Source organism: Pseudomonas rhodesiae, assembly GCF_007858255.1.
GTDB classification, from domain to species: domain Bacteria; phylum Pseudomonadota; class Gammaproteobacteria; order Pseudomonadales; family Pseudomonadaceae; genus Aquipseudomonas; species Aquipseudomonas rhodesiae.
The window spans coordinates 191,909-217,342 of the sequence record NZ_VFEU01000006.1 but is presented as its reverse complement, the minus strand read 5'-3'; the positions used below and the strand labels follow the sequence as shown (position 1 = coordinate 217,342).

The 25,434-nt window shown below is 60.6% G+C and carries 21 protein-coding genes and 1 pseudogene; 13 read left to right on the top strand and 9 right to left on the bottom strand.

Going from position 1 to position 25,434, the window contains the following annotated elements; translation table 11 throughout:
* Positions 1-147: 147 nt before the first annotated feature.
* Entirely contained in the window at positions 148-3,858 is a 3,711-nt protein-coding gene (gene metH / locus FIV35_RS11695; protein ID WP_034137915.1) for a methionine synthase, read from the top strand.
* A gap of 67 nt (positions 3,859-3,925) precedes the next feature.
* Positions 3,926-4,135, top strand: coding sequence for a DUF2970 domain-containing protein (locus tag FIV35_RS11690; protein WP_034097042.1), 210 nt, complete (start codon positions 3,926-3,928; stop codon positions 4,133-4,135).
* A gap of 160 nt (positions 4,136-4,295) precedes the next feature.
* Here FIV35_RS11690 and FIV35_RS11685 read toward each other — a convergent pair.
* A pseudogene (locus tag FIV35_RS11685) lies at positions 4,296-4,469 on the bottom strand (LacI family transcriptional regulator); the annotation flags it as partial.
* 423 nt (positions 4,470-4,892) lie between these two features.
* Between FIV35_RS11685 and FIV35_RS11680 the strand changes: the two are divergent.
* On the top strand, positions 4,893-6,551 hold the full coding sequence (locus tag FIV35_RS11680) for a nitrite/sulfite reductase (protein WP_034137913.1): 1,659 nt from the start codon (positions 4,893-4,895) through the stop codon (positions 6,549-6,551).
* Positions 6,535-7,029, top strand: a complete 495-nt coding sequence (locus FIV35_RS11675) for a DUF934 domain-containing protein (protein WP_083377879.1) — start codon at positions 6,535-6,537, stop codon at positions 7,027-7,029. The genes FIV35_RS11680 and FIV35_RS11675 overlap by 17 nt, the downstream gene beginning before the upstream one ends.
* 41 nt (positions 7,030-7,070) lie before the next feature.
* Here FIV35_RS11675 and FIV35_RS11670 read toward each other — a convergent pair whose 3' ends face one another.
* Positions 7,071-7,475 (bottom strand): MerR family transcriptional regulator, encoded by a 405-nt coding sequence (locus FIV35_RS11670; RefSeq protein WP_034137911.1) that lies wholly within the window; start codon positions 7,473-7,475, stop codon positions 7,071-7,073.
* Positions 7,476-7,546: 71 nt separating this feature from the next.
* On the opposite strand from FIV35_RS11670, the gene FIV35_RS11665 reads away from it, so the two are divergent.
* Both FIV35_RS11665 and poxB read left to right on the top strand, forming a co-directional pair.
* On the top strand, positions 7,547-8,779 hold the full coding sequence (locus FIV35_RS11665; protein ID WP_034137910.1) for an NADH:flavin oxidoreductase/NADH oxidase family protein: 1,233 nt from the start codon (positions 7,547-7,549) through the stop codon (positions 8,777-8,779).
* A gap of 77 nt (positions 8,780-8,856) precedes the next feature.
* On the top strand, positions 8,857-10,581 hold the full coding sequence (poxB, locus tag FIV35_RS11660) for a ubiquinone-dependent pyruvate dehydrogenase (RefSeq protein WP_034113166.1): 1,725 nt from the start codon (positions 8,857-8,859) through the stop codon (positions 10,579-10,581).
* 55 nt (positions 10,582-10,636) lie between these two features.
* Here the strand turns inward: poxB and FIV35_RS11655 are convergent, their stop codons facing one another.
* A complete protein-coding gene (locus FIV35_RS11655; protein ID WP_034097035.1) occupies positions 10,637-11,194 on the bottom strand; it encodes an NADPH-dependent FMN reductase in 558 nt (185 codons plus the stop codon).
* 227 nt (positions 11,195-11,421) lie between these two features.
* Here FIV35_RS11655 and FIV35_RS11650 point away from each other — a divergent pair, with 227 nt between their 5' ends.
* Positions 11,422-11,658, top strand: coding sequence for a hypothetical protein (locus FIV35_RS11650; protein ID WP_016979714.1), 237 nt, complete (start codon positions 11,422-11,424; stop codon positions 11,656-11,658).
* Positions 11,659-11,718: 60 nt separating this feature from the next.
* Here FIV35_RS11650 and FIV35_RS11645 read toward each other — a convergent pair whose 3' ends face one another.
* Complete coding sequence (locus tag FIV35_RS11645; RefSeq protein ID WP_034137909.1) at positions 11,719-12,063, bottom strand: hypothetical protein; 345 nt, start codon at positions 12,061-12,063, stop codon at positions 11,719-11,721.
* A 180-nt stretch (positions 12,064-12,243) separates the two neighbouring features.
* On the opposite strand from FIV35_RS11645, the gene FIV35_RS11640 reads away from it, so the two are divergent.
* On the top strand, positions 12,244-13,134 hold the full coding sequence (locus FIV35_RS11640) for a LysR substrate-binding domain-containing protein (RefSeq protein ID WP_034137908.1): 891 nt from the start codon (positions 12,244-12,246) through the stop codon (positions 13,132-13,134).
* Here FIV35_RS11640 and FIV35_RS11635 read toward each other — a convergent pair whose 3' ends face one another.
* From FIV35_RS11635 to FIV35_RS11615, 5 genes are all read right to left on the bottom strand, one after another.
* A complete protein-coding gene (locus FIV35_RS11635) occupies positions 13,135-13,716 on the bottom strand; it encodes a GNAT family N-acetyltransferase (RefSeq protein WP_034097033.1) in 582 nt (193 codons plus the stop codon).
* Positions 13,717-13,724: 8 nt separating this feature from the next.
* The gene (locus FIV35_RS11630) at positions 13,725-15,980 is read right to left on the bottom strand and encodes an arginine/lysine/ornithine decarboxylase (RefSeq protein ID WP_034137907.1); all 2,256 of its coding nucleotides are present in this window, start codon (positions 15,978-15,980) and stop codon (positions 13,725-13,727) included.
* 111 nt (positions 15,981-16,091) lie between these two features.
* Positions 16,092-16,832 (bottom strand): DNA polymerase III subunit epsilon, encoded by a 741-nt coding sequence (gene dnaQ / locus FIV35_RS11625; protein ID WP_167389906.1) that lies wholly within the window; start codon positions 16,830-16,832, stop codon positions 16,092-16,094.
* Between the two features lie 69 nt (positions 16,833-16,901).
* Positions 16,902-17,354, bottom strand: coding sequence for a ribonuclease HI (rnhA, locus tag FIV35_RS11620; protein ID WP_034097030.1), 453 nt, complete (start codon positions 17,352-17,354; stop codon positions 16,902-16,904).
* A 31-nt stretch (positions 17,355-17,385) separates the two neighbouring features.
* Positions 17,386-18,144, bottom strand: coding sequence for a methyltransferase domain-containing protein (locus FIV35_RS11615; protein WP_034137906.1), 759 nt, complete (start codon positions 18,142-18,144; stop codon positions 17,386-17,388).
* 65 nt (positions 18,145-18,209) lie between these two features.
* On the opposite strand from FIV35_RS11615, the gene gloB reads away from it, so the two are divergent.
* The 5 genes from gloB (at position 18,210) to FIV35_RS11590 (ending at position 25,434) form a co-directional block, all read left to right on the top strand.
* Complete coding sequence (gloB, locus tag FIV35_RS11610; protein ID WP_034137905.1) at positions 18,210-18,977, top strand: hydroxyacylglutathione hydrolase; 768 nt, start codon at positions 18,210-18,212, stop codon at positions 18,975-18,977.
* Between the two features lie 98 nt (positions 18,978-19,075).
* Positions 19,076-20,488, top strand: coding sequence for a lytic transglycosylase domain-containing protein (locus FIV35_RS11605; RefSeq protein WP_034137904.1), 1,413 nt, complete (start codon positions 19,076-19,078; stop codon positions 20,486-20,488).
* Positions 20,489-20,698: 210 nt separating this feature from the next.
* On the top strand, positions 20,699-22,528 hold the full coding sequence (locus tag FIV35_RS11600; protein ID WP_034137903.1) for an extracellular solute-binding protein: 1,830 nt from the start codon (positions 20,699-20,701) through the stop codon (positions 22,526-22,528).
* Positions 22,525-24,360 (top strand): extracellular solute-binding protein, encoded by a 1,836-nt coding sequence (locus tag FIV35_RS11595; RefSeq protein ID WP_034137902.1) that lies wholly within the window; start codon positions 22,525-22,527, stop codon positions 24,358-24,360. Before FIV35_RS11600 ends, FIV35_RS11595 begins: the two co-directional genes overlap by 4 nt.
* The gene (locus tag FIV35_RS11590) at positions 24,361-25,434 is read left to right on the top strand and encodes a microcin C ABC transporter permease YejB (RefSeq protein ID WP_034097024.1); all 1,074 of its coding nucleotides are present in this window, start codon (positions 24,361-24,363) and stop codon (positions 25,432-25,434) included.

The following is a 25,434-nucleotide window of genomic DNA, read 5'->3' as shown; positions in this document are numbered from 1 at the left end:
GGGGTACGCTGAAAAATTGCCGGTGATTCTACCGGGCCATGCCTGCCGGCAACATGAACGATATTCATGCAAATCCCAGGCATGCTCAAAATCCGCACAGGTTTGCTATGATCCACGCCCTCCGTAATGCCTGACCAGAGTAGTCCCATGTCCGATCGTAGCGCTCGTCTGCAAGCTCTTCACCACGCCCTCAAGGAACGCATCCTGATCCTCGACGGCGGCATGGGCACGATGATCCAGAGCTATAAACTGGAAGAACACGACTACCGTGGCAAACGTTTCGCCGACTGGCCCAGCGACGTCAAGGGCAACAACGACTTGCTGGTGATAACCCGCCCCGACGTGATCGGCGGGATCGAAAAGGCTTATCTGGATGCCGGCGCCGACATCCTCGAAACCAACACCTTCAATGCCACGCGGATTTCCATGGCCGACTACGGCATGGAAGAACTGGCCTATGAGCTGAACGTCGAAGGCGCACGCCTGGCGCGCAAGATTGCCGATGCCAAGACCGCCGAGAACCCGGACAAGCCGCGTTTCGTCGCCGGCGTACTCGGCCCGACCAGCCGCACGTGCTCGCTGTCGCCCGACGTGAACAACCCCGGCTACCGCAACGTAACCTTCGATGAACTGGTGGAGAACTACACCGAGGCCACCAAGGGCTTGATCGAAGGCGGCGCCGACCTGATCCTGATCGAAACCATCTTCGACACCCTCAACGCCAAAGCCGCGATCTTCGCCGTGCAAGGGGTGTTCGAGGAACTGGGCCTTGAGCTGCCGATCATGATCTCCGGCACCATCACCGACGCTTCCGGCCGGACCCTGTCGGGCCAGACCACCGAAGCGTTCTGGAACTCGGTAGCCCACGCCAAGCCGATTTCCGTGGGCCTGAACTGCGCCCTCGGGGCCAGCGAACTGCGCCCGTACCTGGAAGAGTTGTCCAACAAGGCCAACACCCATGTGTCCGCGCACCCCAACGCCGGCCTGCCCAACGAATTCGGCGAGTACGACGAGTTGCCGGCGCAGACCGCCAAGGTCATCGAAGAATTCGCCCAGAGCGGCTTTCTCAATATCGTCGGCGGTTGCTGCGGCACCACGCCGGGCCATATCGAAGCCATCGCCAAGGCCGTGGCCGGTTATGCGCCGCGCGTGATCCCGGACATTCCCAAGGCCTGCCGCCTGTCGGGGCTGGAGCCGTTCACCATCGATCGCAACTCGCTGTTCGTCAACGTCGGCGAACGCACCAACATCACCGGTTCCGCCAAGTTCGCCCGACTGATCCGTGAGGACAACTACACCGAAGCCCTGGAAGTCGCCCTGCAGCAGGTGGAAGCCGGCGCCCAGGTGATCGACATCAACATGGACGAAGGCATGCTCGATTCGAAGAAGGCCATGGTGACCTTCCTCAATCTGATTGCCGGCGAGCCGGACATTTCGCGCGTCCCGATCATGATCGACTCCTCCAAGTGGGAAGTGATCGAAGCCGGCCTCAAGTGCATCCAGGGCAAGGGCATCGTCAACTCCATCAGCATGAAGGAAGGCGTCGAGCAGTTCATTCACCACGCCAAACTGTGCAAGCGCTACGGCGCGGCGGTGGTGGTGATGGCGTTCGACGAAGCCGGCCAGGCCGACACCGAAGCGCGCAAGAAAGAAATCTGCAAACGCTCCTACGACATTCTGGTCAATGAAGTGGGTTTCCCGCCGGAAGACATCATCTTCGACCCGAACATCTTCGCGGTCGCCACCGGTATCGAGGAACACAACAACTACGCGGTCGACTTTATCAACGCCTGCGCCTACATCCGCGATGAGCTGCCGTATGCGCTGAGTTCCGGCGGTGTGTCCAACGTGTCGTTTTCGTTCCGCGGCAACAACCCGGTGCGCGAGGCGATCCACTCGGTGTTCCTGCTGCATGCGATCCGCAATGGCTTGACCATGGGCATCGTCAACGCCGGCCAGTTGGAGATCTACGACCAGATCCCCGCCGAGCTGCGCGACGCGGTGGAAGACGTGGTCCTTAACCGCACCCCGGACGGCACCGACGCCCTCCTCGCCATTGCCGACAAATACAAGGGCGATGGCAGCGTCAAGGAAGCCGAGACCGAAGAATGGCGCGGCTGGGACGTCAACAAGCGTCTGGAGCATGCGCTGGTCAAGGGCATCACCACCCATATCGTCGAAGACACCGAGGAATCGCGGCTGTCGTTCGCGCGCCCGATCGAAGTGATCGAGGGCCCGCTGATGTCCGGCATGAACATCGTCGGCGACCTGTTCGGCGCCGGCAAAATGTTCCTGCCCCAGGTGGTGAAATCCGCCCGGGTGATGAAACAGGCCGTGGCCCACTTGATCCCCTTTATCGAGCTGGAAAAAGGCGATAAGCCGGAAGCCAAGGGCAAAATCCTGATGGCCACCGTCAAAGGCGACGTGCACGACATCGGCAAGAACATTGTCGGTGTGGTATTGGGTTGCAACGGCTATGACATCGTCGACCTGGGTGTGATGGTACCGGCGGAGAAAATCCTGCAGGTGGCCAAAGAGCAGAAGTGCGACATCATCGGGCTGTCGGGACTGATCACGCCCTCCCTGGACGAGATGGTGCATGTGGCGCGCGAGATGCAGCGCCAGGACTTCCACCTGCCGCTGATGATCGGCGGCGCCACCACCTCCAAGGCACACACGGCGGTGAAGATCGAACCCAAGTACAGCAACGATGCAGTGATCTATGTGACTGACGCCTCGCGCGCCGTGGGCGTAGCCACGCAACTGCTGTCCAAAGAATTGAAGGCTGGTTTTGTCGAGAAGACCCGCCAGGACTACATCGAAGTGCGCGAACGCACCTCCAACCGCAGTGCGCGCACCGAGCGCCTGAGCTACGCGGCGGCCATCGCCAAGAAGCCGCAGTTCGACTGGACCAACTACACCCCGGTGACGCCGACTTTCACTGGCGCCAAGGTCCTGGACAATATCGACCTGAGGGTGCTGGCCGAATACATCGACTGGACGCCGTTCTTTATTTCCTGGGACCTGGCGGGCAAATTCCCGCGCATCCTCACCGATGAAGTGGTGGGCGAAGCGGCGACCGCGCTGTACGCCGATGCCCAGGCCATGCTCGATAAGTTGATCAACGAAAAACTCATCAGCGCCCGTGCGGTGTTCGGTTTCTGGCCGGCCAACCAGGTCGACGAGGATGACCTGGAGGTCTACGGCGACGATGGCCAGCCCCTCGCCAAGCTGCATCACTTGCGCCAACAGATCATCAAGACCGACGGCAAGCCGAACTTCTCCCTGGCCGACTTCGTCGCCCCCAAGAGCAGCGGCGTGACCGACTACATCGGTGGCTTTATTACTACCGCTGGCATCGGCGCCGAAGAAGTAGCCAAGGCGTACCAGGACGCCGGCGACGACTACAACTCGATCATGGTCAAAGCCCTCGCCGACCGCTTGGCCGAAGCCTGTGCGGAGTGGCTGCACCAGCAGGTGCGCAAGGAGCATTGGGGTTACGCCAAGGATGAACAACTGGACAACGAGGCGCTGATCAAAGAGCAGTACAGCGGCATCCGCCCTGCCCCCGGCTACCCTGCGTGCCCGGACCACACCGAGAAAGCCCAACTGTTCCAACTGCTGGACCCCGAAGCCCGCGAAATGCACGCCGGGCGCAGTGGTGTGTTCCTTACCGAGCACTACGCGATGTTCCCGGCAGCGGCCGTCAGCGGCTGGTATTTCGCCCATCCCCAGGCCCAGTACTTTGCCGTGGGCAAGATCGATAAAGACCAAGTCGCCAGCTACACCGCACGCAAGGGCCAGGATCTGACCGTGACCGAACGCTGGCTGGCGCCGAACCTGGGCTACGACAGCTAACCTGGCGTGCTTTCAAATTTGGCCGATTGTCTATGCTGTCCCTCACACACTGAGTGTCGAGGGACCTATGGACGAGCACAAACCGCCGACCTTCTGGCAAATGCTGCACAGCGTGGTGGCCGCCGCTTTTGGCGTACAAAGCGGCAAGAACCGCGCCCGTGACTTCACCCACGGCAAGCCCAGCCACTTTGTGGTCCTGGGCATCCTGTTCACGGTGGTATTTGCCTTGACCCTGTTCGGTATCGTCAAGCTGGTGCTACACCTGGCCGGTGTTTAACGCAGCAGCCACTGCGGGCTGAACGGGTAACGGTAGGACGCCGGTTTGCCCTGGGCGGACAGCGCACGGAAATCCACCCAGGGTGAAATGCCCGGCCACCAGCGTGCTCAGTCGCCCGTCCAGGCGCGCCCGAAGGATTTGCGGTGAGCTATTGACAATGCACGCGCAACGCCAGGCCCAGATCCTTGGCGGCGGCCTGCATGAATTGCGCGTAATCGACCCAGAAGGTTTCCGTCGACTTGCCAGGGTTGAGGAATACCACGGACGTGGCTTGAGCCGTCGCCGCATACGCAGAACCCAGCAAATACACACACGCCAGCAAAACCTTCAACATGGTGATTTGAGCCTTGAAAATAAGCCGCCTAGGATAAAGGCGATGCGACCGACAATCGAGGCTCAATCAACAGGGTTTATTGGTGGCTGACCCAGAACACCGCAGTGCCCACCACCAGGATGATCAGAAATAGAATGGCCCAGGCATCCACGGTGCTGTCGGGTTTACGGGCTTTTGTAGGATTGCTCATCGCATCGCCTCTTGTCGGTTTTATAGGTGATTGCACTAAGACTCGACGACAGTAAAGTCGATGATTGCCCGCATGACAAATGTGGATATCGTGATAACCCGTCTCATTAGTCATTTTGGTTATGTGCATATACTCAAACATCACTTTTGCGCATAAACGCAAACTGGTATCGTGCGCCGGCTCCGTTGGGAGTGCGCGGCCGTGCGCGCAGATTTGCCGAGAACAGGACCTATATGTACGTATACGACGAATACGATCAGCGCATCATCGAGGACCGCGTCAAGCAGTTCCGTGATCAGACCCGACGCTATCTGGCAGGTGAACTGAGCGAAGAAGAGTTCCGCCCTCTGCGCCTGCAAAATGGCCTTTATGTTCAGCGCTTTGCGCCGATGCTCCGCGTGGCCGTGCCTTACGGCCAACTGACCTCGCGCCAGACCCGCATGATGGCCAAGATTGCCCGCGACTACGACAAAGGCTATGCCCACATCAGTACCCGCCAGAACGTTCAGTTCAACTGGCCGGCCCTGGAAGATGTGCCGGACATCCTGGCGGAACTGGCCACCGTGCAGATGCACGCGATTCAGACCAGCGGTAACTGCCTGCGCAACGTCACCACTGACCAGTTCGCCGGGGTAGCCGCCGATGAGCTGATCGACCCGCGCCCCTGGTGTGAAATCATTCGCCAGTGGACCACCTTCCACCCCGAATTCGCCTACCTGCCGCGCAAGTTCAAGATCGCCGTCAATGGCTCGACCTCGGACCGTGCCGCCATCGAAGTTCACGATATCGGCCTGGAGCCGGTGTACAACGCCGCTGGCGAACTGGGTTTCCGCGTTCTGGTGGGTGGCGGCCTGGGCCGTACCCCGGTCGTCGGCGCGTTTATCAACGAGTTCCTGCCGTGGCGGGACCTGTTGAGCTACCTCGACGCCATCCTGCGCGTCTACAACCGCTACGGCCGTCGCGACAACAAGTACAAGGCCCGGATCAAGATCCTGGTCAAGGCGCTGACCCCTGAGGTGTTCGCCCAGAAGGTCGACGCCGAGATGGAACACTTGCGCGGCGGCCAGACCACCCTGACCGACGCCGAAGTGCACCGCGTCGCCAAACATTTCGTCGACCCCGAGTACAAGGCCCTGAGCAATCAGGACGCCGAACTCGCCGCCCTCGACCAGCAGCATCCTGGCTTCGCCCGCTGGCGTACCCGCAACACCCTGGCGCACAAGAAGCCAGGCTATGTGGCGGTGACCCTGTCGCTCAAGCCGACCGGCGTGGCCCCAGGCGACATCACCGACAAACAGCTGGACGCCGTTGCCGACCTGGCCGAGCGCTACAGCTTCGGCCAGCTGCGCACCTCCCACGAGCAGAACATCATCCTGGCGGACGTTGAGCAGAGCCAATTGTTCACCCTGTGGGGCGAGCTGCGCGAGAGCGGTTTCGCCACGCCGAACATCGGCCTGCTGACTGACATCATCTGCTGCCCGGGCGGGGATTTCTGCTCCCTGGCCAACGCCAAGTCGATCCCAATCGCCGAATCAATCCAGCGCCGTTTCGATGACCTGGACTACCTGTTCGACATCGGTGAGCTGGACCTGAACATCTCCGGGTGCATGAACGCCTGTGGTCACCACCATGTCGGCCATATCGGCATCCTGGGCGTGGACAAGAAAGGCGAAGAATTCTACCAAGTGTCCCTGGGTGGCAGCGCCAGCCGCGATGCGAGCCTGGGCAAGATCCTCGGCCCGTCCTTCGCCCAGGAAGCCATGCCTGAGGTGATCGGCAAACTGATCGACGTATACATCGAACAGCGCACCGAAGATGAGCGTTTCATCGACACCTATCAGCGCATCGGCATCGACCTGTTCAAGGAGCGCGTCTATGCAGCGAATCATTAAGAACAACGAAGTCGTCGACGAAACCTGGCACCTGCTGCCCAAGGACGCGAGCTTCGACGGCATTCCCAACTGCGACGACCTGATCGTGCCGTTGGCGCTGTGGCGCGAACACGGCCACGCCCTCAAGGCTCACGACGGCGGCCTGGGCGTGTGGCTGGACGCCGATGAAGAAGCCGAAGAGATCGGTGCGGACGTGCAACACTTCCAGGTCATCGCCCTGAATTTCCCGGCCTTCACCGATGGCCGCAACTACTCCAACGCCCGCCTGCTGCGTGACCGCTACGGTTACAAGGGCGAGCTGCGAGCGATTGGCGATGTACTGCGCGATCAGCTGTTCTACCTGCACCGTTGCGGCTTCGATGCCTTCGCCTTGCGCGCCGACAAAGACCCGTACGAAGCGCTGGAAAGCCTCAAGGACTTCTCGGTGACCTACCAGGCCGCCACTGACGAGCCGCTGCCGCTGTTCCGTCGCCGCTGAGTTGGCGCACATGAAAAAGCCCTGGCATGCCAGGGCTTTTTTTATCGGTTGAGTTTGATCGACGCCAGCACCTGCTTCTGCCCCATCGAACACGGCACGCCTTCCGGCTGCGCCCGTACCGCTTCGATCACCCCCAACAACTGCGCTTTGCTGTGGGCCAAATGGGCCTGCATCTCTTCGATCTGTTGCACCTTGCGTTCCAGCGCCTGGATCAACTCCTCGCGCTTGTGTTCCCCCGGCGCCGGCATCAGTGCCTTGAGCTCCTGCAAGGTAAACCCGGCCTGTTGCGCGCTCTGAATCAACTGCAAGGTCTGTAAGGCTTCCGGTGCATAGCGCCGATAGCCGTTGGCCTGACGCCCGACCTGGCTGATCAGCCCTTCGGCTTCGTAAAAACGAATGCGCGACGCGGCTAATCCACTCTGCTTTGCCAGTTCTCCGATATTCATTGCGATGCCTGCTTGACATTAAAGTTAACTTTAAGCTTAGCCTGAGGCCTCCCCCGCTCAGGAGTCAACCCATGTCACCGTTTGAACCCTTGCACCTGCCCAACGGCCAAATCATCGCCAACCGCATCGCCAAAGCCGCGATGGAAGAAAACATGGCCGATCTCAACCAAGCACCCTCCCGAGCACTCAAGCAACTGTACAAAGCCTGGGCGGACGGCGAGCCGGGCCTGTTGCTGACCGGCAACGTGATGATTGATCGCCGCGCCATGACCGGCCCTGGCGGCGTCGCGCTGGAAAACGAAGAACACCTGGACAGCTTCCGCGAGTGGGCCGATGTGGCACGGGCCAAGGGCGTGCATTTCTGGGTTCAACTCAGCCACCCGGGGCGCCAGACCATGGCCAACCTCGGCCAGCAAGCCCTGGCGCCGTCGGCCATCGCGATGGACTTGGGCAGTTTCTCGAAGATGTTCGCCACCCCTCGGGCCATGACCGAGGAGGATATCCAGGAGGTGATCCAGCGCTTCGCCACCAGCGCGCGCCTGGCTGAGAAAGCCGGGTTCAGCGGCGTGCAGATCCACGGCGCACACGGTTACCTGATCAGCCAATTTCTCTCGCCACTGAGCAACCACCGCACCGACCGCTGGGGTGGCTCCCTGGAAAACCGCGCACGCCTGCTGCTGGAAGTGATCCACGCCGTGCGCGCCAGTGTCAGCCCGTCGTTCTGTGTGGCAGTCAAGCTCAACTCGGCGGACTTCCAGCGCGGCGGCTTCGATGCAGCGGATGCGCGGGGCGTGGTGGAGATGCTCAACCCCTTGCCCATCGACTTGCTCGAATTGTCCGGCGGCAGCTATGAAGCGCCGGCCATGCAGGGTGAAGCGCGGGACGGGCGTACCCTGGCGCGCGAAGCGTACTTCCTGGAATTTGCCAAGGAACTGGCCAGCATCGCCACCATGCCGTTGATGGTGCCCGGCGGCATTCGTCGCCTGCCCATCGTGCAGCAAGTGCTCGACAGCGGCATCGCCATGGCGGGCATCGCCACCGCGCTGACCCTGGAGCCGCAGTTGCTCAAGCACTGGCGCGAAGGCCGCGACCCCAACCCGCAACTCAAACCGATCCAGTGGCAGCGCAAGCCGCTTGCCGCCCTCGCCACCCTGGCCGTGGTACGCGACCAGATGCGCCGCCTCAGCCGCGGCCACCTGCCCAAGCCCAAGGTTACACCGTGCCTGGCGCTGGTGCGTGATCAGTGGTTTATCGCTCGGCGCACTCGGCAGTACCGCGCAAGCATGAAGCAATCTTCACATTAAAGGCGGAGCATTCGCCGTGATCGAACTGTCCCCTATTGATCAGCAGCTTTTAACCTCACTGACGATTGGAGTTCTTCATGGCGAAAATCAACCTGGCCCAGCAATTGGCGACCACCCTGGAACAGGCGGGCATCAAGCGCATCTGGGGTTTGACCGGTGACAGCCTCAATGGGCTGACCGACGCCTTGCGCAGCATGGACAGCATTGAGTGGATGCACGTACGTCACGAAGAAGTGGCCGCGTTCGCTGCGGGCGCCGAAGCGGCCGCCACCGGGGAGCTGACCGTATGCGCCGGCAGTTGCGGGCCGGGCAACCTGCATTTGATCAACGGTCTGTTCGACTGCCATCGCAACCACGTACCGGTGCTGGCGATTGCCGCGCAAATCCCATCGTCCGAGATCGGCCTGAATTACTTCCAGGAAACCCATCCCCAAGAGCTGTTCAAGGAATGCAGCCACTTTATCGAGCTGGTCAGCAACCCTGAGCAGATGCCCCAGGTGCTGCACCGCGCCATGCGTTCGGCGATTCTCAATCGCGGCGTGGCGGTGGTGGTGATTCCGGGGGATGTATCGCTGCTGGAAGTCGAGGACAAGCTCAAACCCTGGCCGGCCCTGCACGCGCCGCGCACCTTACCGGCGGAGCAGGACCTGCAACGTCTGGTCGAGATACTGCAAAGCAGCCAGAAAGTCACCCTGCTGTGCGGCAGCGGCTGCGCCGGCGCCCACGACCAAGTCGTCGCCCTGGCCGACACCCTCGGTGCGCCGGTGGTGCATGCGTTGCGTGGCAAGGAGCATGTGGAGTGGGACAACCCGTTCGACGTGGGCATGACCGGCCTGATCGGCTTCAGCTCCGGCTACCACGCCATGCTCGACTGCGACACGCTGATCATGCTCGGCACCGACTTCCCCTATCGCCAGTTCTACCCCACTGACGCTACGATCATCCAGATCGACCGCGACCCCCAGGCCCTCGGCCGACGCGCCACCCTGGACTTGGGCATCGCCGCCGACGTCAGCGAGACCCTGGACGCCCTGCTGCCGCACCTGACCCGCAAAACCGACCGCAGCTTTCTCGACACGTCGTTGAAGCACTATGCAAAAGCCCGCCAGGGTCTGGACGATCTGGCGCAGCCGTCCAAAGCCAATCGGCCGATTCACCCGCAATACGTCGCACGCCTGCTCAGCGAACTGGCGGACGACGATGCCATCTTCACCGCTGACGTCGGTTCGCCCACCGTGTGGGCCGCGCGTTACCTGAAGATGAACGGCAAGCGCCGCCTGATCGGCTCGTTCAACCACGGCTCAATGGCCAATGCCATGCCCCAGGCCATCGGCGCACAGGCAGCGTTCCCTGGACGCCAAGTGATCTCAATGTCCGGCGACGGTGGCTTTGCCATGTTGATGGGGGATTTTATTTCACTGGCGCAATTGAAGCTGCCGGTCAAAGTCATCGTGTTCGATAACGCGTCGCTGGGGTTTGTCGCCATGGAGATGAAGGCCGCCGGTTACCTGGAGGCCGGCACCGATCTCAAAAACCCGGATTTTGCCGCCATGTCCAACGCCATGGGCATTCTCGGTATTCGCGTGGAGCAATCCGAAGACCTGGAGCCGGCGTTGCGCCGTGCCCTGGCCCATGATGGCCCGGTGCTGGTGGATGTGGTCACCGCGACCCAGGAACTGGTAATGCCGCCCAGCATCAAGCTGGAACAGGCCAAAGGGTTCAGCCTGTACATGCTCAAGGCGGTGATGAGCGGGCGTGGCGATGAGGTGATCGAGTTGGCGCGCACCAACTGGTTGCGATAAGCCGTATCTGTAGGGGCGTGTGGGACCAATCCCGCACACCCCTCAGGCGCGTAATTCAGCCCCGCTGTTTTTCTACCCACTGGCCGTAGGCATCGATAAACGCCTGCAAGAATGGCTTGGTCTTTTCCGACACCTTACCGCTGTCGTCAAACACGCTGCCCGCGCCGCCCAGGTAGGCTTCCGGCTGCTGCATGCACCACACATCCAGGAACACCAACGACTGGCGCAAATGGTGGTTGGCGCCAAACCCGCCAATCGCCCCTGGCGACACACTGATAATCGCCCCTGGCTTGCCGCTCCAGGCGCTTTTACCGTAAGGGCGCGAACCTACGTCAATCGCGTTCTTCAACGGTGCCGGCACCGAGCGGTTGTATTCGGGGGTCACGAACAGCACCGCGTCGGATGAACTCACCTGCTGGCGGAAAGTGCTGTAGGCTGCCGGCGGTGAAGCACCATCGATGTCCTCGTTGTAGAGCGGCAGATCGCCGATTTCCACGATGTTCAACTTCAGATTGGCAGGGGCCAGTTCGGCCAACGCCAACGCGACTTTGCGGTTGATGGAGTCTTTTCTCAAGCTGCCAACCAGGACGGCAATCGTGTAGACCTTGCTCATTGAGGTTTCCCGACGTCTGACTAAAGGAGCTTGTAGTTATAGAGTCTTCGCCGCGCGTTCACCAGCAGGTTTTGCAGCGTTTTTATAGGTTTGTATGACGCCACACAGCGTAGGAAGCTTCTGAGAAAGCCTACGAATAGTATTTTTTTCTTATAGGTAAACTACCCCGCTCCCTGACGGTCTACACAACCGTAAATCGAGTGTTTATCTCCAGAGGTTCTAAACAGATGGCAGCAGTACTTGTCGGACAGTTCCATGCCAGAGACGCAGAAGGACGCGTGTATTCGGTGCATGAGTTCCAGGAATCCAACCCGGCCCAAGGCGACCTGGCTGGCTCGGCGCCTACCACCACCTACAAGCTGGCCATTGGCGATCGTGTAGAAAAACTGGAAGGCGACGAATTCAAACTGATTCAATCGGGGACGATTCTGGTCCGCGAATCGCAAACCACCCTCGCTTCATAAGATCTCGCCGTTTCTGCCTGCTCAGTCCTGGCCAATGATGGCATTGACTGGGCTGGGCGATCACGGTCGGCGGATCTCCGTCACTTCGGCATCAGCTTCACCCTCGACCTGTTTGAGCGTGACCATCAATTGCCCTCGCTCCCCTTCGACCGCATACAGTGAACGCGTATAACCCGGCGCGCCATAGGCCGGATATGCCTGTACCTGACGCACCAGGGCAATGCCCAGCACCGCCCCCACCTGCTCGCTCACCTGCTCCTGGGAACGGATAAAGGTTTCCAGCGCCAGACTCTCCGGCAAGGGTTCGTCGTGATTACTCAAGAGATAAGCAGCCGCGCACCCCACGGTCAGAAGCACCAGGAGTTGCTTGGCCGTTGCCCCGAAAAAGCGCGAGGGGATTGGCATGTGAGACCCGACCTGTTTTTGTTGTAAGTGCCGTTGGCGGCTTTGGTCATCAATGTTCGGACGCGCCATTCTAGTGAGGCCATGGCCGAACGCCATAGGTGTGAGCGACCCGCGCAGTCTTTTTTGCGCATCGAGGCCCGCGCCATTGAAACCCCACGGCGCTGCACATAGACTCCGGCGATGCGTTTACGTCATATCGAAGTGATTCAGGCCATTTTGCAGACCGGACACCTCGGCACGGCCGCCGAGTGGTTGCAACTCCCCGTGGGCGATGTGGACGCAACGCTCAAGGATGCCGAGCATCAACTGGGCTTCATGTTGTTTGCCAGCGTGCGCGGGCGCTTGCAGGCCACCCGCGAAACCCTGGAGTTGCAAGCCGACATCGCCTTGCTCTACGAAGCCCTGGAGCCGGTGCAACGCCTGGCCAGCCGCCTCAAACTCCATCACGCACCCACCCTGCGCGCCCTGTGCACTCCGCCCCTGGCCAATCAACTACTGCCGCAAAGCATTGCCGCATTGCGCCGGCGCTTTCAGGACACGCCGTGCAATCTGTCCAGCCAGCCGACGCGGGAGATCGTCAAAAGCCTGTTGCTGCGCGAGGCCGAAGTCGGCCTGAGCCTGCACGACCCCGAGCACCCGCAGATCCAATGCAGTGTGCTGGCCCAAGGCAAGCTGCAACTGCTCGCGCCCCATGGCTGGCTCAAGCCCAAGCAGAAGTACATCGCACTGCAGGAACTGGCCGGCCAGTCAATGATTGGCCTTGAAGGACAAGACCCGCTCAGTCGGCTGCTGGACGCCAAGCTGCAAGCCCTGCGCCCGTTGCCGGTGGTGCAGACGCGGGTCCAGACCTATCAGATGATGCGCAGCATGGTAGAGGCGGGTGAAGGCTTGGCGATCGTCGATCCATTCACCGCATACGGCGCTCGGGAGGCCGGACTGGATGCCTGCCCGGTGTCGCCGCCGATCATGGTCAGTCTGTATGCGTTGACGCTCAAGGACGCCACACCCGCCCCGGCCTTGAATGCTTTGCTGGAGATCGTCACGCACAAGGCGCAAGCCCTGCTGGGCTGACTAAGCCTTGTCGACTTCGCTTTTGAACAGCCGATACCAGAAAATCGCCACTTCGCGGGTCTGTGGGTCGATGCCGCGATAGCGCAGGTGGTCGATCCCGCCCATCACATAGCCGCAACGCTCATACAGGCGGCACGCGCCGAGGTTGTTGTTCTGGGTTTCCAGCACCATGCCCGGCAGGCTTTTCTTGCGGCTCCAGAACTGCGCCACATCCAGGAGCGCCTTGGCCACCCCGTGCCGGCGTGCTTGCAGCGCCACCGCCAGCTCGTCGACATGGGCAAAGCCGTTCCAATTGGTGCTGACGACGATGTGCCCCACCGGCTCGTCATCTAGGTAGGCCATAAAGATGGCGCTGTCGGGGGCGTCGCGGAAACTGGCGAACTCCTCCGGGTCAATGCCATAGCACTTGCGGTACGGCAGGATGCGCTCCACCGGCCATTGATCGACCCGCTTACCCATCTGCGGCACGCCATAGCCACTGACTTCGAAGCTGAAATCATTGCCCCAGACATAAGCGTCAAAGCCTGCATCGGCGACCCGCACACTGAGCCCTGGATACTTCGGGTTCGTTACAGCTTGCATAGACATCCTTAACCTTTGATGCAATCGACGGTGTAACAACGACCACTGCCGCCGTCTTCGTGTTGTAACCCGTGAACATCCGCGACAAACCCTGGGAAACTGCTATCAAACGTGCGGGCAAATGCCAGGTAGTCGATGATCGACCGGGTGCACTCGGTAAAGCGTTCGCCCGGCATGATCAATGGGATGCCCGGCGGGTACGGCACCAGCATCACCGCTGCGACGCGCCCTGGCAAGGCATCGATGGAAACGGCCTCGACTTCGCCCCGGACCAACTGGTCGTAGGCGTCGGCTGGTTTCATGGCGATCTCCGGCAACACCGTGTACATGCGCTTGAGATGCTTGGCCGTGGCGTTGCTGCGGTAGCAACTGTGCAATTGGTTGCAGAGGTCGCGCAACCCCAGCCCCTGATAACGCACCGGCCCCTGGGCAAATACCGAAGGCAGGCAACTGGCCAGGCTGACATTGGCGTCGTAGTTGCGTTTGAACTCCAGCAACTCGGTGAGCAAGGTACTCCATTTGCCTTTGGTGATGCCCATGGAAAACAGCACGAGGAAGGAATACAGCCCAGTCTTTTCCACTACCAGCCCACGCTCCCAGAGGAACTTGCTGACCACTGCGGCGGGAATCCCGCAATCGCTCAACGCACCGCCGGCCGTGAGACCGGGCATAACCAGGGTGACTTTGATCGGATCGAGCAATACGTAGTCTTCGGCCACGTCGCCGAAGCCATGCCAGTCATCTTCGGGATGCAACAGCCAATCCGCCGTGGCAACACGGTCGATGCCGGCCACCGAGGGCGGTTGCCAGATGGAAAACCACCAATCCTCGGCCGGCAGATGCTGACGCAGATTGGCCAGGGCCCGGCGGAAACTCAGGGCCTCATCGAACATTTCCTGCAACAGCGAGCGGCCGGCCGGGCCTTCCATCATGGCCGAGGCGACATCCAGCGAGGCGATGATGCTGTATTGCGGCGAGGTGGAGATATGCATCATGAACGCTTCGTTGAACCGATCGCGGTCCAACTGGCGCGCACCGCCGTCCTGTACATGGATCATCGACGCCTGGCTGAAGGCCGCCAGCAACTTGTGGGTGGAATGGGTGGTGAACACCAGCGGGCTGTCTACGGTGCGCGAGGTACCCATGCCGTAACGTCCGGCGAAGAACTCGTGAAACGCCGCATAGGCGTACCAGGCTTCATCGAAATGCAGCACCTCGACGCTGCTGCCCAGTTGCTGCTTGATCAGTTCGGCGTTGTAACACAGGCCGTCGTAAGTGGAATTGGTCACCACCGCCAACTTCACCTTGGGTGGCCGACCTCGGGTCAACGGGCTGGCATCGATCTTGGCGCGGATCGACTCGGGGCTGAACTCGCTGAGCGGGATGGGGCCGATGATCCCCAGCTCATTGCGCTCTGGGCACAGGTACAGGGGAATGGCGCCGGTCATGATGATCGAATGCAGTACCGATTTATGGCAATTGCGATCCACCAGCACCAGATCATCGCGACCGACCATGGAATGCCAGACGATCTTGTTGGCGGTGGAGGTGCCGTTGATCACGAAAAAGGTATGGTCGGCGCCGAAATTGCGCGCGGCACGGGCTTCGGCTTCGGCCAGAGGGCCGGTGTGGTCCAGTAACGACCCGAGTTCGGGCACCGAGACCGACAAGTCCGAGCGCAGGGTGTTTTCCCCGAAAAATTGATGGAACGCCTGCCCCACCGGGCTTTTGCGATAGGCCACGCCGCCGCCATGGCCGGGGGTGTGCCAGGAATAATTGGAGTCGGCGGTGTGCTGCACCAGCGCCTTGAAGAACGGCGGCAACAACCCATCCAGGTAAGTGCGCGCCGCACGGGCCACTTGCCGGGCCAGGAACGGCACGGTGTCTTCGAACAGATAGAGAATGCCGCGCAATTGGTTGAGTTCGCTCATGGCATCGGCCGGAGCGTTCTCCAGAGTGACCTGCTCACCCAAGGCGAAGATTGGCAAGTTCGGCGCACGCAGCCTGGCCAGACGGATCAGTTCCACCATGTTTTGCAGCAGATGGGTGTTTTCACCGGCACCTTCGGCGGCGATCAGCATGCATGCCAGGCCATGATGGGTAGACGCCACCAGCCGACCTTCGGCGTAGTCCACGGCGGAGAAAATACTGAAACCCTCTTGTTCCAACTCCTGGGCAATCCCCCTGACCCGATCACCGGCAACGGTGTCGGCCTTGATGTCGCGGTGCACGATAAGGATGGGGAATTTCAGGTCTTTGTACATGAGAGCTTGTAGTCCTGAGGGCTATGCACTCAAGGGTAGAAGCTGGGAGCGGATGTGGCGAATGAAGATTTTGACGGCCAGCGATGGAAGGGAGCGAGGCCCCCTTGCGCATTACTGTTGGGTCAGTTGGGTCCACAACGCCGGTGCACCGGCGGACTTGGCAATGGCTTCCAGGCGTGCCGCGTGCTCTGCCAGGTCCTGCTCGCTGGCGCGAATGATAGTGGTGGGCTTGCGGTCGGCTGGCAGGCGGCGAATCTCCGAAGGGCGGTTGCCTGAACCTTCGGCCGAGCCGGCGCCATCGGACGCGTTACCGGCCAGGGACAGGCTAGTCTGCCCGCCGGTCATGGTCAGGTAAACGTCGGCGAGGATTTCCGAGTCGAGCAAGGCGCCGTGGAGTTCACGGCCGGAGTTGTCGACGCCATAGCGTTTGCACAGGGCATCCAGGCTGTTGCGCTGCCCCGGATGCCGTTCACGGGCCATCATCAGGGTGTCGAGGATCGAACAGTGCTGGGAAATGTCAGCGCGGTCGGTCTGCCCCATCAGGGCGAACTCGTTATTGATGAAGCCTACGTCGAACGCCGCGTTATGGATGATCAACTGGGCGCCGTTGATGAATTCGAAAAATTCATCGGCCACCTCGGCAAAGCGTGGTTTGCCTTTGAGGAATTCGTCGGTGATGCCGTGAACGGCAATCGCGCCTTCGTCGCTGTCGCGATCCGGTTGCAGGTAGACGTGAAAATGACGACCGGTAAGGCGGCGCCCCATCAGTTCGACGCAGCCGATTTCAATGATCCGGTGGCCGTCGGTCACCGGCATGCCGGTGGTTTCGGTATCGAGTACAACAGATCGAATGGCCATCAGGGTTCAGCTCTCAACGGTGTGGGTGGTTCAAAGCGCGCGATATTAACATGTCAACCGGCATCAGCCCTGCTTGTAGCCACGCACTTCATCGACCCCCCGGTTGGCCAGTTGGTCGGCGCGTTCGTTACCGGGATGGCCGATGTGCCCGCGCACCCATTTCCAGGTGATGTCATGGCGATTGCATTGCTCATCGAGCAATTGCCACAAGTCGGCATTTTTTACCGGCTCCTTGGCGGCGGTTTTCCAACCGCGCTTCTTCCAGTTGACCATCCACTCGTTGATGCCCTTCATCACGTACTGCGAGTCGGTCACCAGCAACACGTTGCAGCGACGCTTGAGTTCTTCGAGGCCGCGAATGGCGCCCATCAGTTCCATGCGGTTGTTGGTGGTGTTGGCTTCGCCGCCCCACAATTCCTTCTCGACACCCTTGCAAACCAGTAAGGCGCCCCAGCCGCCTGGGCCGGGATTGCCTTTGCAGGCGCCATCGGTGAAGAGTTCTACGCTATCGGTCATCGGTTGCTCGGTCTGAAATCAAAAGAAGTATTTACGGTTGGCTTTGCTTGCGGTTGACCTTGGCCATCGGCATTGGCACCAGCTTGCCTAGGGGTTCGCGTCGCGCCTGGCGTACCGGTCGCAACCCGACCGCGATCTTGCGCGCCACCAATAAATAGAAGCCGCCGCCCGACAACTGCCAGGCACCCGCCCTGCGCTCCCAGCCCGCCAGGCGAGCCTGCCACTTGGCCGAGGCAAGCGGCGGACGATAGCACCCGAAGCGGCGTTTCTCCAGCGCGAAGCCCAGCAGGTTGAGCCAGTCCCCCACCCGCGAGGGTGAGATGCAGCGCGCCTGGCGCAGGGCATCGTGAGCGAACACATGGCGCAGGCCCCAACTGCTCCAGGGGTTGATGCCGACAATCAGCAGATGCCCGCCAGGGCGGACGCTGCTCGCCGCTTCGCGCAGCAAGCCATGGGGTGACAGGCAGAAATCCAGGCCATGCTGCAACACCACCACATCGGCGGCGTGTTCGCTCAACGGCCAGGCTTGTTCCTCGCAGACAATTTCCACGCCCGGCAATGGCGCGCCAAGACGCACATTGCGCTGCACCTGCGGCGCGGCGGGCGGTGTTTGGGCCGAGGGGCCGTAATGCACCAGATAACCACCGAAAAACCGGCCCAACTCGTCTTCGAGCATGCGCCGTTCTTCATCCAGCAAAAATTGCCCGACCGGTCCGGACAACCATTCACGGGCCGCGCTGATCAGAGCCAGCCACTCAGGATCGGCCTGGGCGAACGCTTTATCAGTCATTGCATTCTCCAACTTGCCTAGACGTTCTAAGATGCACCAATGTGTTCAGCTTGGCGAATCGAAGAATGATACAGATCAGTGCCCTGCCCGCCTTCACCGATAACTACATCTGGTTGTTACAAGACCCCGGCACCCAGCGCTGCGCGGTAGTCGACCCCGGCGATGCCGCGCCGGTACTGGCCTGGTTGCAGCAGCATCCAGGCTGGTCCCTCACCGATATCCTCATCACTCACCATCACCATGACCATGTCGGCGGTGTCGAGCGTTTGAAGAGTGCAACCGATGCCACCGTTTACGGCCCAGCCGATGAGAATATCCCCGCACGGGACGTCGCGCTGCGCGACAACGACCGCGTCAGCGTGCTGGGCTGGGATTTCGACGTATATACCGTACCCGGCCATACCCTCGGCCATATCGCCTACTACCATGAGGGCGTGCTGTTCTGTGGCGATACCCTGTTTGCCGCCGGTTGCGGGCGTCTGTTCGAAGGCACCCCCGAGCAGATGCACGCCTCGCTGCAACGCCTGGCCGCCTTGCCCGACGACACGCAGGTGTACTGCACTCATGAGTACACCCAGAGCAACCTCAAGTTTGCCGCGGCGGTGGAGCCGGATAACACCGACATTGCCGAACGCGTGGAGCATGTGCGCCAGCTACGGTCTCTCAATGAAATGACGCTGCCGTCCAATCTGGCCCTGGAAAAGCGTACCAATCCCTTTTTGCGCACCGCTGAAACATCCGTTAAACAAAAAGCGGACGAACGGAACGGACGCGACAACCGCTCTGGGGCCGAGGTGTTTGCCAGCTTGAGGGCATGGAAAGATAAGTTCTAAGTCGATGCAATCTGATACGCAATTTCTGAATGGTTGACCGGAACCTAAGTGCTTTCTAGAATCGCCCGACATTTTTGCCCGGAACTTACTTCCAGCCAATGTCGTCATCTATTCGTAAATCCAACCATTCAGACGCATTGACCCGCCTGGCTCAAGCTGTGGCGGTGGCCGTGTCCGCCACACTGGCGGGCTGCCAATCGACGAATTTCGCCGCACAATCCACCGTGCAACCCAAACCCAATCTTGCCGCCAAAATCAAACAGAAACCTATCTGGCTCTCCGAGAAGCCCAGCCCTGAAGTACCCCAGGACGTCTGGGAGCGGATGCGCCGAGGCTTCCAATTGCAGGAGGGTGTAGGCGTCAACCCGCGCATCGAGCAACAGCGCTTGTGGTTCGCCAGCAATCCGTCCTTTCTCGAAAACGCCGGCGAACGCGGTAGCCTCTACATTCATTACATTGTCGAACGTCTTGAAGAACGCAACATGCCCCTGGAGCTGGCACTGCTGCCAGTGATCGAAAGTGCCTACAACCCAATGGCCTATTCGCGCAGTGACGCGGTCGGCCTGTGGCAGTTCATCCCCTCCACCGGGCGCTACTTCAACCTGCGCCAAACCCGTGCCTACGACGGCCGTCGCGACATCACCGCCTCCACCACCGCCGCCTTGGACTACCTGACCCGTCTGCACGACATGTTCAACGGCGATTGGCTGCTGGCCCTGGCCGCGTATAACGCCGGCGAAGGCACCGTCAGCCGCGCCATCGAACGCAACGAAAAGCTCGGCCTGCCGACCGATTACTGGAACCTGCCGCTGCCCCAGGAAACCAAGGACTACGTGCCCAAGTTCCTGGCGCTTTCCCAAGTGGTGCTGGCGCCCGAAGCCTACGGCGTCAACCTGAACCCGATTGCCAACACGCCGTACTTCGAAGTGGTGGAAGTCAAGCAAAGCATGGACCTGTCCCGGGTCGCCGCGCTGGCTGAAATCGACGAAGACGAGCTGTTCCAGCTCAACCCGGCCTTGAAACAACGCACCACCCTGGATGGGCCGCAGCATTTGCTGGTGCCCAGTTCCAAGGCGCAACTGCTCACCAGCACCCTGTCGACGATGAAGCCTGAAGAATTGCTGGCGATGCGTCCGAAAAAACAGGTGTTCGACGAAGTCGAGACCACGCGGGTGGCCGGCCGCACCCGCACCTACAAAGTGCGCAGTGGCGACAACCTGACGCTGATCGCCAAAGCCAATAAAGTCGATGTGCACGACCTGCAGCGCTGGAACCAGCTCAACGGCCAGGCCCTCAAGGTCGGCCAGATCCTCGTGATGCAGGACAACCGCAAGGTGGTGGCCAAGGCCGACAGCAAGAAACCGGTGCAGTACAAGGTCAAGAAAGGTGATTCGCTGTACATCGTCGCCAAGCGCTTCAACGTCGAGATGCAGCATCTCAAGCGCTGGAACCCGCGCACCGGCCAGGCACTGAAGCCAGGGCAAATGCTGGTGGTGTCTGGGCCGCGCTAACGCCTGAAGAACGCCGCAGAAACCATGTGGGAGGGGGCTTGCCCCCGATGGCAGTGTGCCAGTCACCAGATTCACTGGCTGACACACCAACATCGGGGGCAAGCCCCCTCCCACATTGCTCTCCAGTGTTTGCGACTGTCTTTTTCCAACCGGAACAAGCTGTTACTGTACCGACCATAAAGCCCAAGCCGCCTGGATCGGATCTCTGACTTGAAGCGTCCCCTCCTTCTACTAATAAGTCTGGCCTTGAGCTTCGCTGCGAACGCGACGATTACCGAAAGCCACGGTTATGCGCAGTTCGGCACGCTCAAGTACCCGGCCAAATTCACCCACTTCGACTGGGTAAACCCTGCGGCGCCTAAAGGCGGCACTTTGCGGGTGATGGGGTTTGGCACCTTCGATACGCTCAACCCCTATACTTTCAAGGGCTCAAGCCCGGTTTCCACGCCCAACTTCTCGCAATACGGCATCAATGAGCTGAACGAGCCGCTGATGGTCGGCACCGGCGAATATGCGCCGTCCGGCGATGAACCCACCTCCAGCTACGGCCTGATTGCGCAGTCGGTGGAATACAGCGAGGACCGCAGTTGGGTGGTGTTCAATCTGCGTCCGCAAGCGCGCTTCCATGACGGCAAGCCGATCACCGCCGACGATGTGGCGTTTTCCTATCGCACCCTGCTGACCGAAGGCCACCCGCAATACCGCACCAATCTGCAGGAAGTGGCGCGGGTGGATGTGCTCAACCCCCATCGAATCCGCTTTGTGTTCAAGCGCGCCGGCAACCCGTTGCTGATCCTGCGCCTGGGGGAGTTACCGGTACTGCCCCAGCACTATTGGAAAAATCGCGATTTCAAGGCCACCACCTTCGAACCGCCGCTGGGCAGTGGTCCGTACCGTATCAGCAAGGTCACGCCGGGCCGGCAGCTGGTGTTCGAACGAGTCAAGGATTACTGGGGCAAGGATTTGCCGGTCAACCGGGGGTTCTACAACTACGACAAGGTCGACGTAGAGTTCTACCGCGACAGCGACGTGGCCTTCGAAGCGTTCAAGGCCGGCGAGTTCGACATTTATATCGAACACCAGGCCAAAAACTGGGCCAATGGCTACAACTTCCCGGCGGTCAACCGTGGCGAGGTGATCAAGGCACAGATTGCCCACCAGATACCGACCCAGAGCCAAGGCCTGTTCATGAACACGCGGCGCCCGACCTTCAGCCAGATCAAGGTTCGCGAGGCCCTGGGCCTGATGTTCGACTTCGAATGGACCAACCGCACGCTGTTCAGCAACGCCTATAAACGCACCTTGAGTTACTACCCTAACAGCGAGTTCGCCGCGACCGGTCTGCCGGTCGGGCATGAATGGCTGATGCTGTCGCCCTATCGCGATCAACTGCCGCCTAACCTGTTCACCCAAGCCTTCAGCCTGCCCCACACCGACGGTCGCGGAATCCCGCGCGAGACCTTGCGCCATGCCCTGGCCCTGCTCGGTGAGGCTGGGTGGACATTGTCGGGGCAGCGCCTGCTGAACAAGGACGGGCAGCCGCTGCGCTTCGAGATCCTGCTGGTCAACCCGAACCTGGAGCGGATTCTGCAGCCCTACGTCGAGAACCTGATCAGCATCGGTGTCGATGCGCGCCTGCGTACCGTCGACCGTGCGCAATACAAGCAACGCCTGGATCAGTTTGACTTCGACATGATCCTGATCACCCTCAACCAGACCCTCAGCCCGGGCCTGGAACAATGGCAGTATTTCCACTCCAGCCAGGCCGCTATCAAAGGCAGCAAGAACTACGCGGGCATCGCCAACCCGGTGGTCGACCATCTGCTGGAACAGCTGCTGGCGGCCCAGACCCGCGAAGAACAACTGGCCGCGGGACGCGCCCTTGACCGGGTGCTGCTGTGGCAGCACTACAGCATTCCCAACTGGTACCTCAACTATCATCGCCTGGCCTACCGCAACCGGTTCGCCTTTGTCACCACGCCGCCCTATAGCCTGGGCCTGAGCGCGTGGTGGCTGAAAGCTTCGGAGAAAGCCCAATGATGTATTTGCGTACTGCACTCGTCAGCCTGTTGCTGTGCACCGCGGCCCACGCCGCGCCACAACATGCGTTGACGCTGTATAACGAACCGCCGAAATACCCCGCCGATTTCAAACACTTCGATTACGTGAACCCGGATGCGCCCAAAGGCGGCACTTTCCGCGAATCGAGCATGGGCGGCTTCGACAGCCTCAACCCGTACATCAGCAAGGGCGTGCCGGCCGATAATATCAGCCTGATCTACGACACCCTGGCCATGCAAAGCCTGGACGAACCGATCACCGAGTACGGCCTGGTGGCCGGCAAGATCGAAAAAGCCCCGGACAACAGCTGGGTACGCTTCTACCTGCGCCCCGAAGCGCGCTTCCATGATGGCCACCCTATCCGTGCCGAAGACGTGGTGTTCACCTTCCAGACCCTGATCAAGGACGGCGCACCGATCTTCCGCACCTACTACGCCGATGTCGACGACGTGGTGGCCGAAGACCCGCTGCGGGTGCTGTTCAAGTTCAAGCGAACCAATAATCGCGAACTACCGCTGATCCTCGGCCAACTGCCGGTATTGCCCAAGCACTGGTGGGCCACTCGCGACTTTTCCCGGGGCAACCTTGAGATACCCCTGGGCAGCGGACCGTACAAGGTCGCCGAGGTCAAGGCCGGACGCATGATTCGCTACGAGCGGGTCAAGGACTATTGGGCCAAGGACCTGCCGGTGGCCAAGGGCTTTTACAACTTCGATTACCGCGTCACCGACTATTACCGCGACAACACGGTGGCACTCGAAGCCCTGAAGGCCGGGCAGTTCGATTATTGGCAAGAGATGAGCGCCAAGAACTGGGCCAACGCTTACAACATTCCGGCGGTCACCCAGGGCCGGCTGATCAAGGAAGAGATCCCCAACGGCAACCCCACCGGCATGCAGGGCTTTGTGTTCAATACCCGCAGACCGATGTTCCAAGATGTGCGGGTGCGCAAGGCCATCAGCCTGCTGCTGGATTTTGAATGGAGCAACAAACAGCTGTTCAACGGCGCCTACACCCGCACCCGCAGTTATTTTGAAAACTCGGAAATGGCCGCCACCGGCCTGCCGGGCCCGGATGAACTGGCCATCCTTGAGCCGTTGCGGGACAAAATCCCTCCCGAAGTCTTCACCCAGGCCTTCGAACCGGCCAAGACCGACGGCAGCGGCATGATCCGCGCACAGCAACGCGAGGCCTATCAGCTATTGCAAGAGGCCGGTTGGCGCATCGTCGACGACAAGATGGTCGACGCCCAAGGCAAACCGGTGACCATTGAGTTCCTGCTGGCCCAGACCGAGTTCGAGCGCGTGCTGTTGCCATTCAAGCGCAATCTGGCGGACCTCGGTATCGACCTGGTGATTCGCCGCGTCGATGTGTCGCAATACATCAACCGCCTGCGCTCGCGGGACTTTGACATGCTGGTGGGCAGCTTCCCGCAATCGACCTCGCCGGGTAACGAACAACGCGAGTACTGGAAGTCTTCCAGTGCCGACAAGCCTGGCAGCCGTAACTACATGGGCCTCAAGGACCCGGCCATCGACCAACTGGTAGAAGCGTTGATCGACGCCGATTCGCGCAAAAGCCTGGTGGCCCATGCCAAGGCCCTGGATCGGGTGCTGCAGTTCGGTTACTACGTGATCCCCAACTGGCACATCAAAACCTTCCGCGTGGCGTACTGGGACCACCTCGGCCATCCAAAAACACCGCCGCGCTACGACGTCGGCACCGCCACCTGGTGGGCCAAACCCGAGGTCAAACCGGTAACCCCCGACGACACCACCCCCAGCGCCGACTCGGCAAGCGGAGGCGATTGAATGCTGGCCTATATTGTTCGCCGCCTGTTGCTGATTATCCCGACGCTGTTCGGAATCCTGCTGATCAACTTCGTCATCATCCAGGCCGCTCCCGGTGGCCCGGTGGAGCAGATGATCGCCAAGCTCGAAGGCTTCGAAGGCGCCACCAGCCGGATTGCCGGCGGCGGTGCCGAAGTCTCCGTGGCCGGCTCCAGCTACCGCGGCGCCCAGGGCCTGGACCCGGCACTGGTCAAGGAAATCGAGAAGATGTACGGCTTCGACAAATCGGCGCCGGAACGCTTGTGGATCATGGTCAAGAACTACGCGCGCCTGGATTTCGGCGACAGCTTTTTCCGCGACGCCAAGGTCATCGACCTGATCAAGGAAAAACTGCCGGTGTCCATCTCCCTCGGTTTATGGAGCACGCTGATCATGTACCTGGTGTCGATCCCGCTGGGGATCGCCAAAGCCACGCGGCACGGCAGCCATTTCGATGTGTGGACAAGCTCGGCGATCATCGTCGGCTACGCGATCCCGGCGTTTCTGTTTGCAATCCTGCTGATCGTGGTGTTCGCCGGCGGCAGCTATTTCGACTGGTTCCCGTTGCGCGGGCTGACGTCCAACAACTTCGACGAGCTGAGCTGGGGCGGCAAGATCCTCGATTATTTCTGGCACCTGGCGTTGCCGATCACGGCGCTGGTGATCGGCAACTTCGCCACCATGACCCTGCTCACCAAAAACAGTTTCCTCGACGAGATCAACAAGCAGTACGTGATCACCGCCAAAGCCAAGGGGCTGACCAATCACCGCGTGCTCTACGGCCATGTATTCCGCAACGCGATGCTGCTGGTGATCGCTGGGTTCCCCTCGGCGTTTATCGGGATTTTCTTCACCGGCTCGTTGCTGGTGGAAGTGATTTTTTCCCTCGATGGCCTGGGCCTGATGAGCTTCGAAGCCGCCATCAACCGCGATTATCCGGTGGTGTTCGGCACGCTGTTTATCTTCACCCTGCTGGGGTTGATCGTGAAGCTGATCGGCGACCTCACCTATACCCTGGTCGATCCGCGTATCGACTTTGCCAGCCGGGAGCATTGA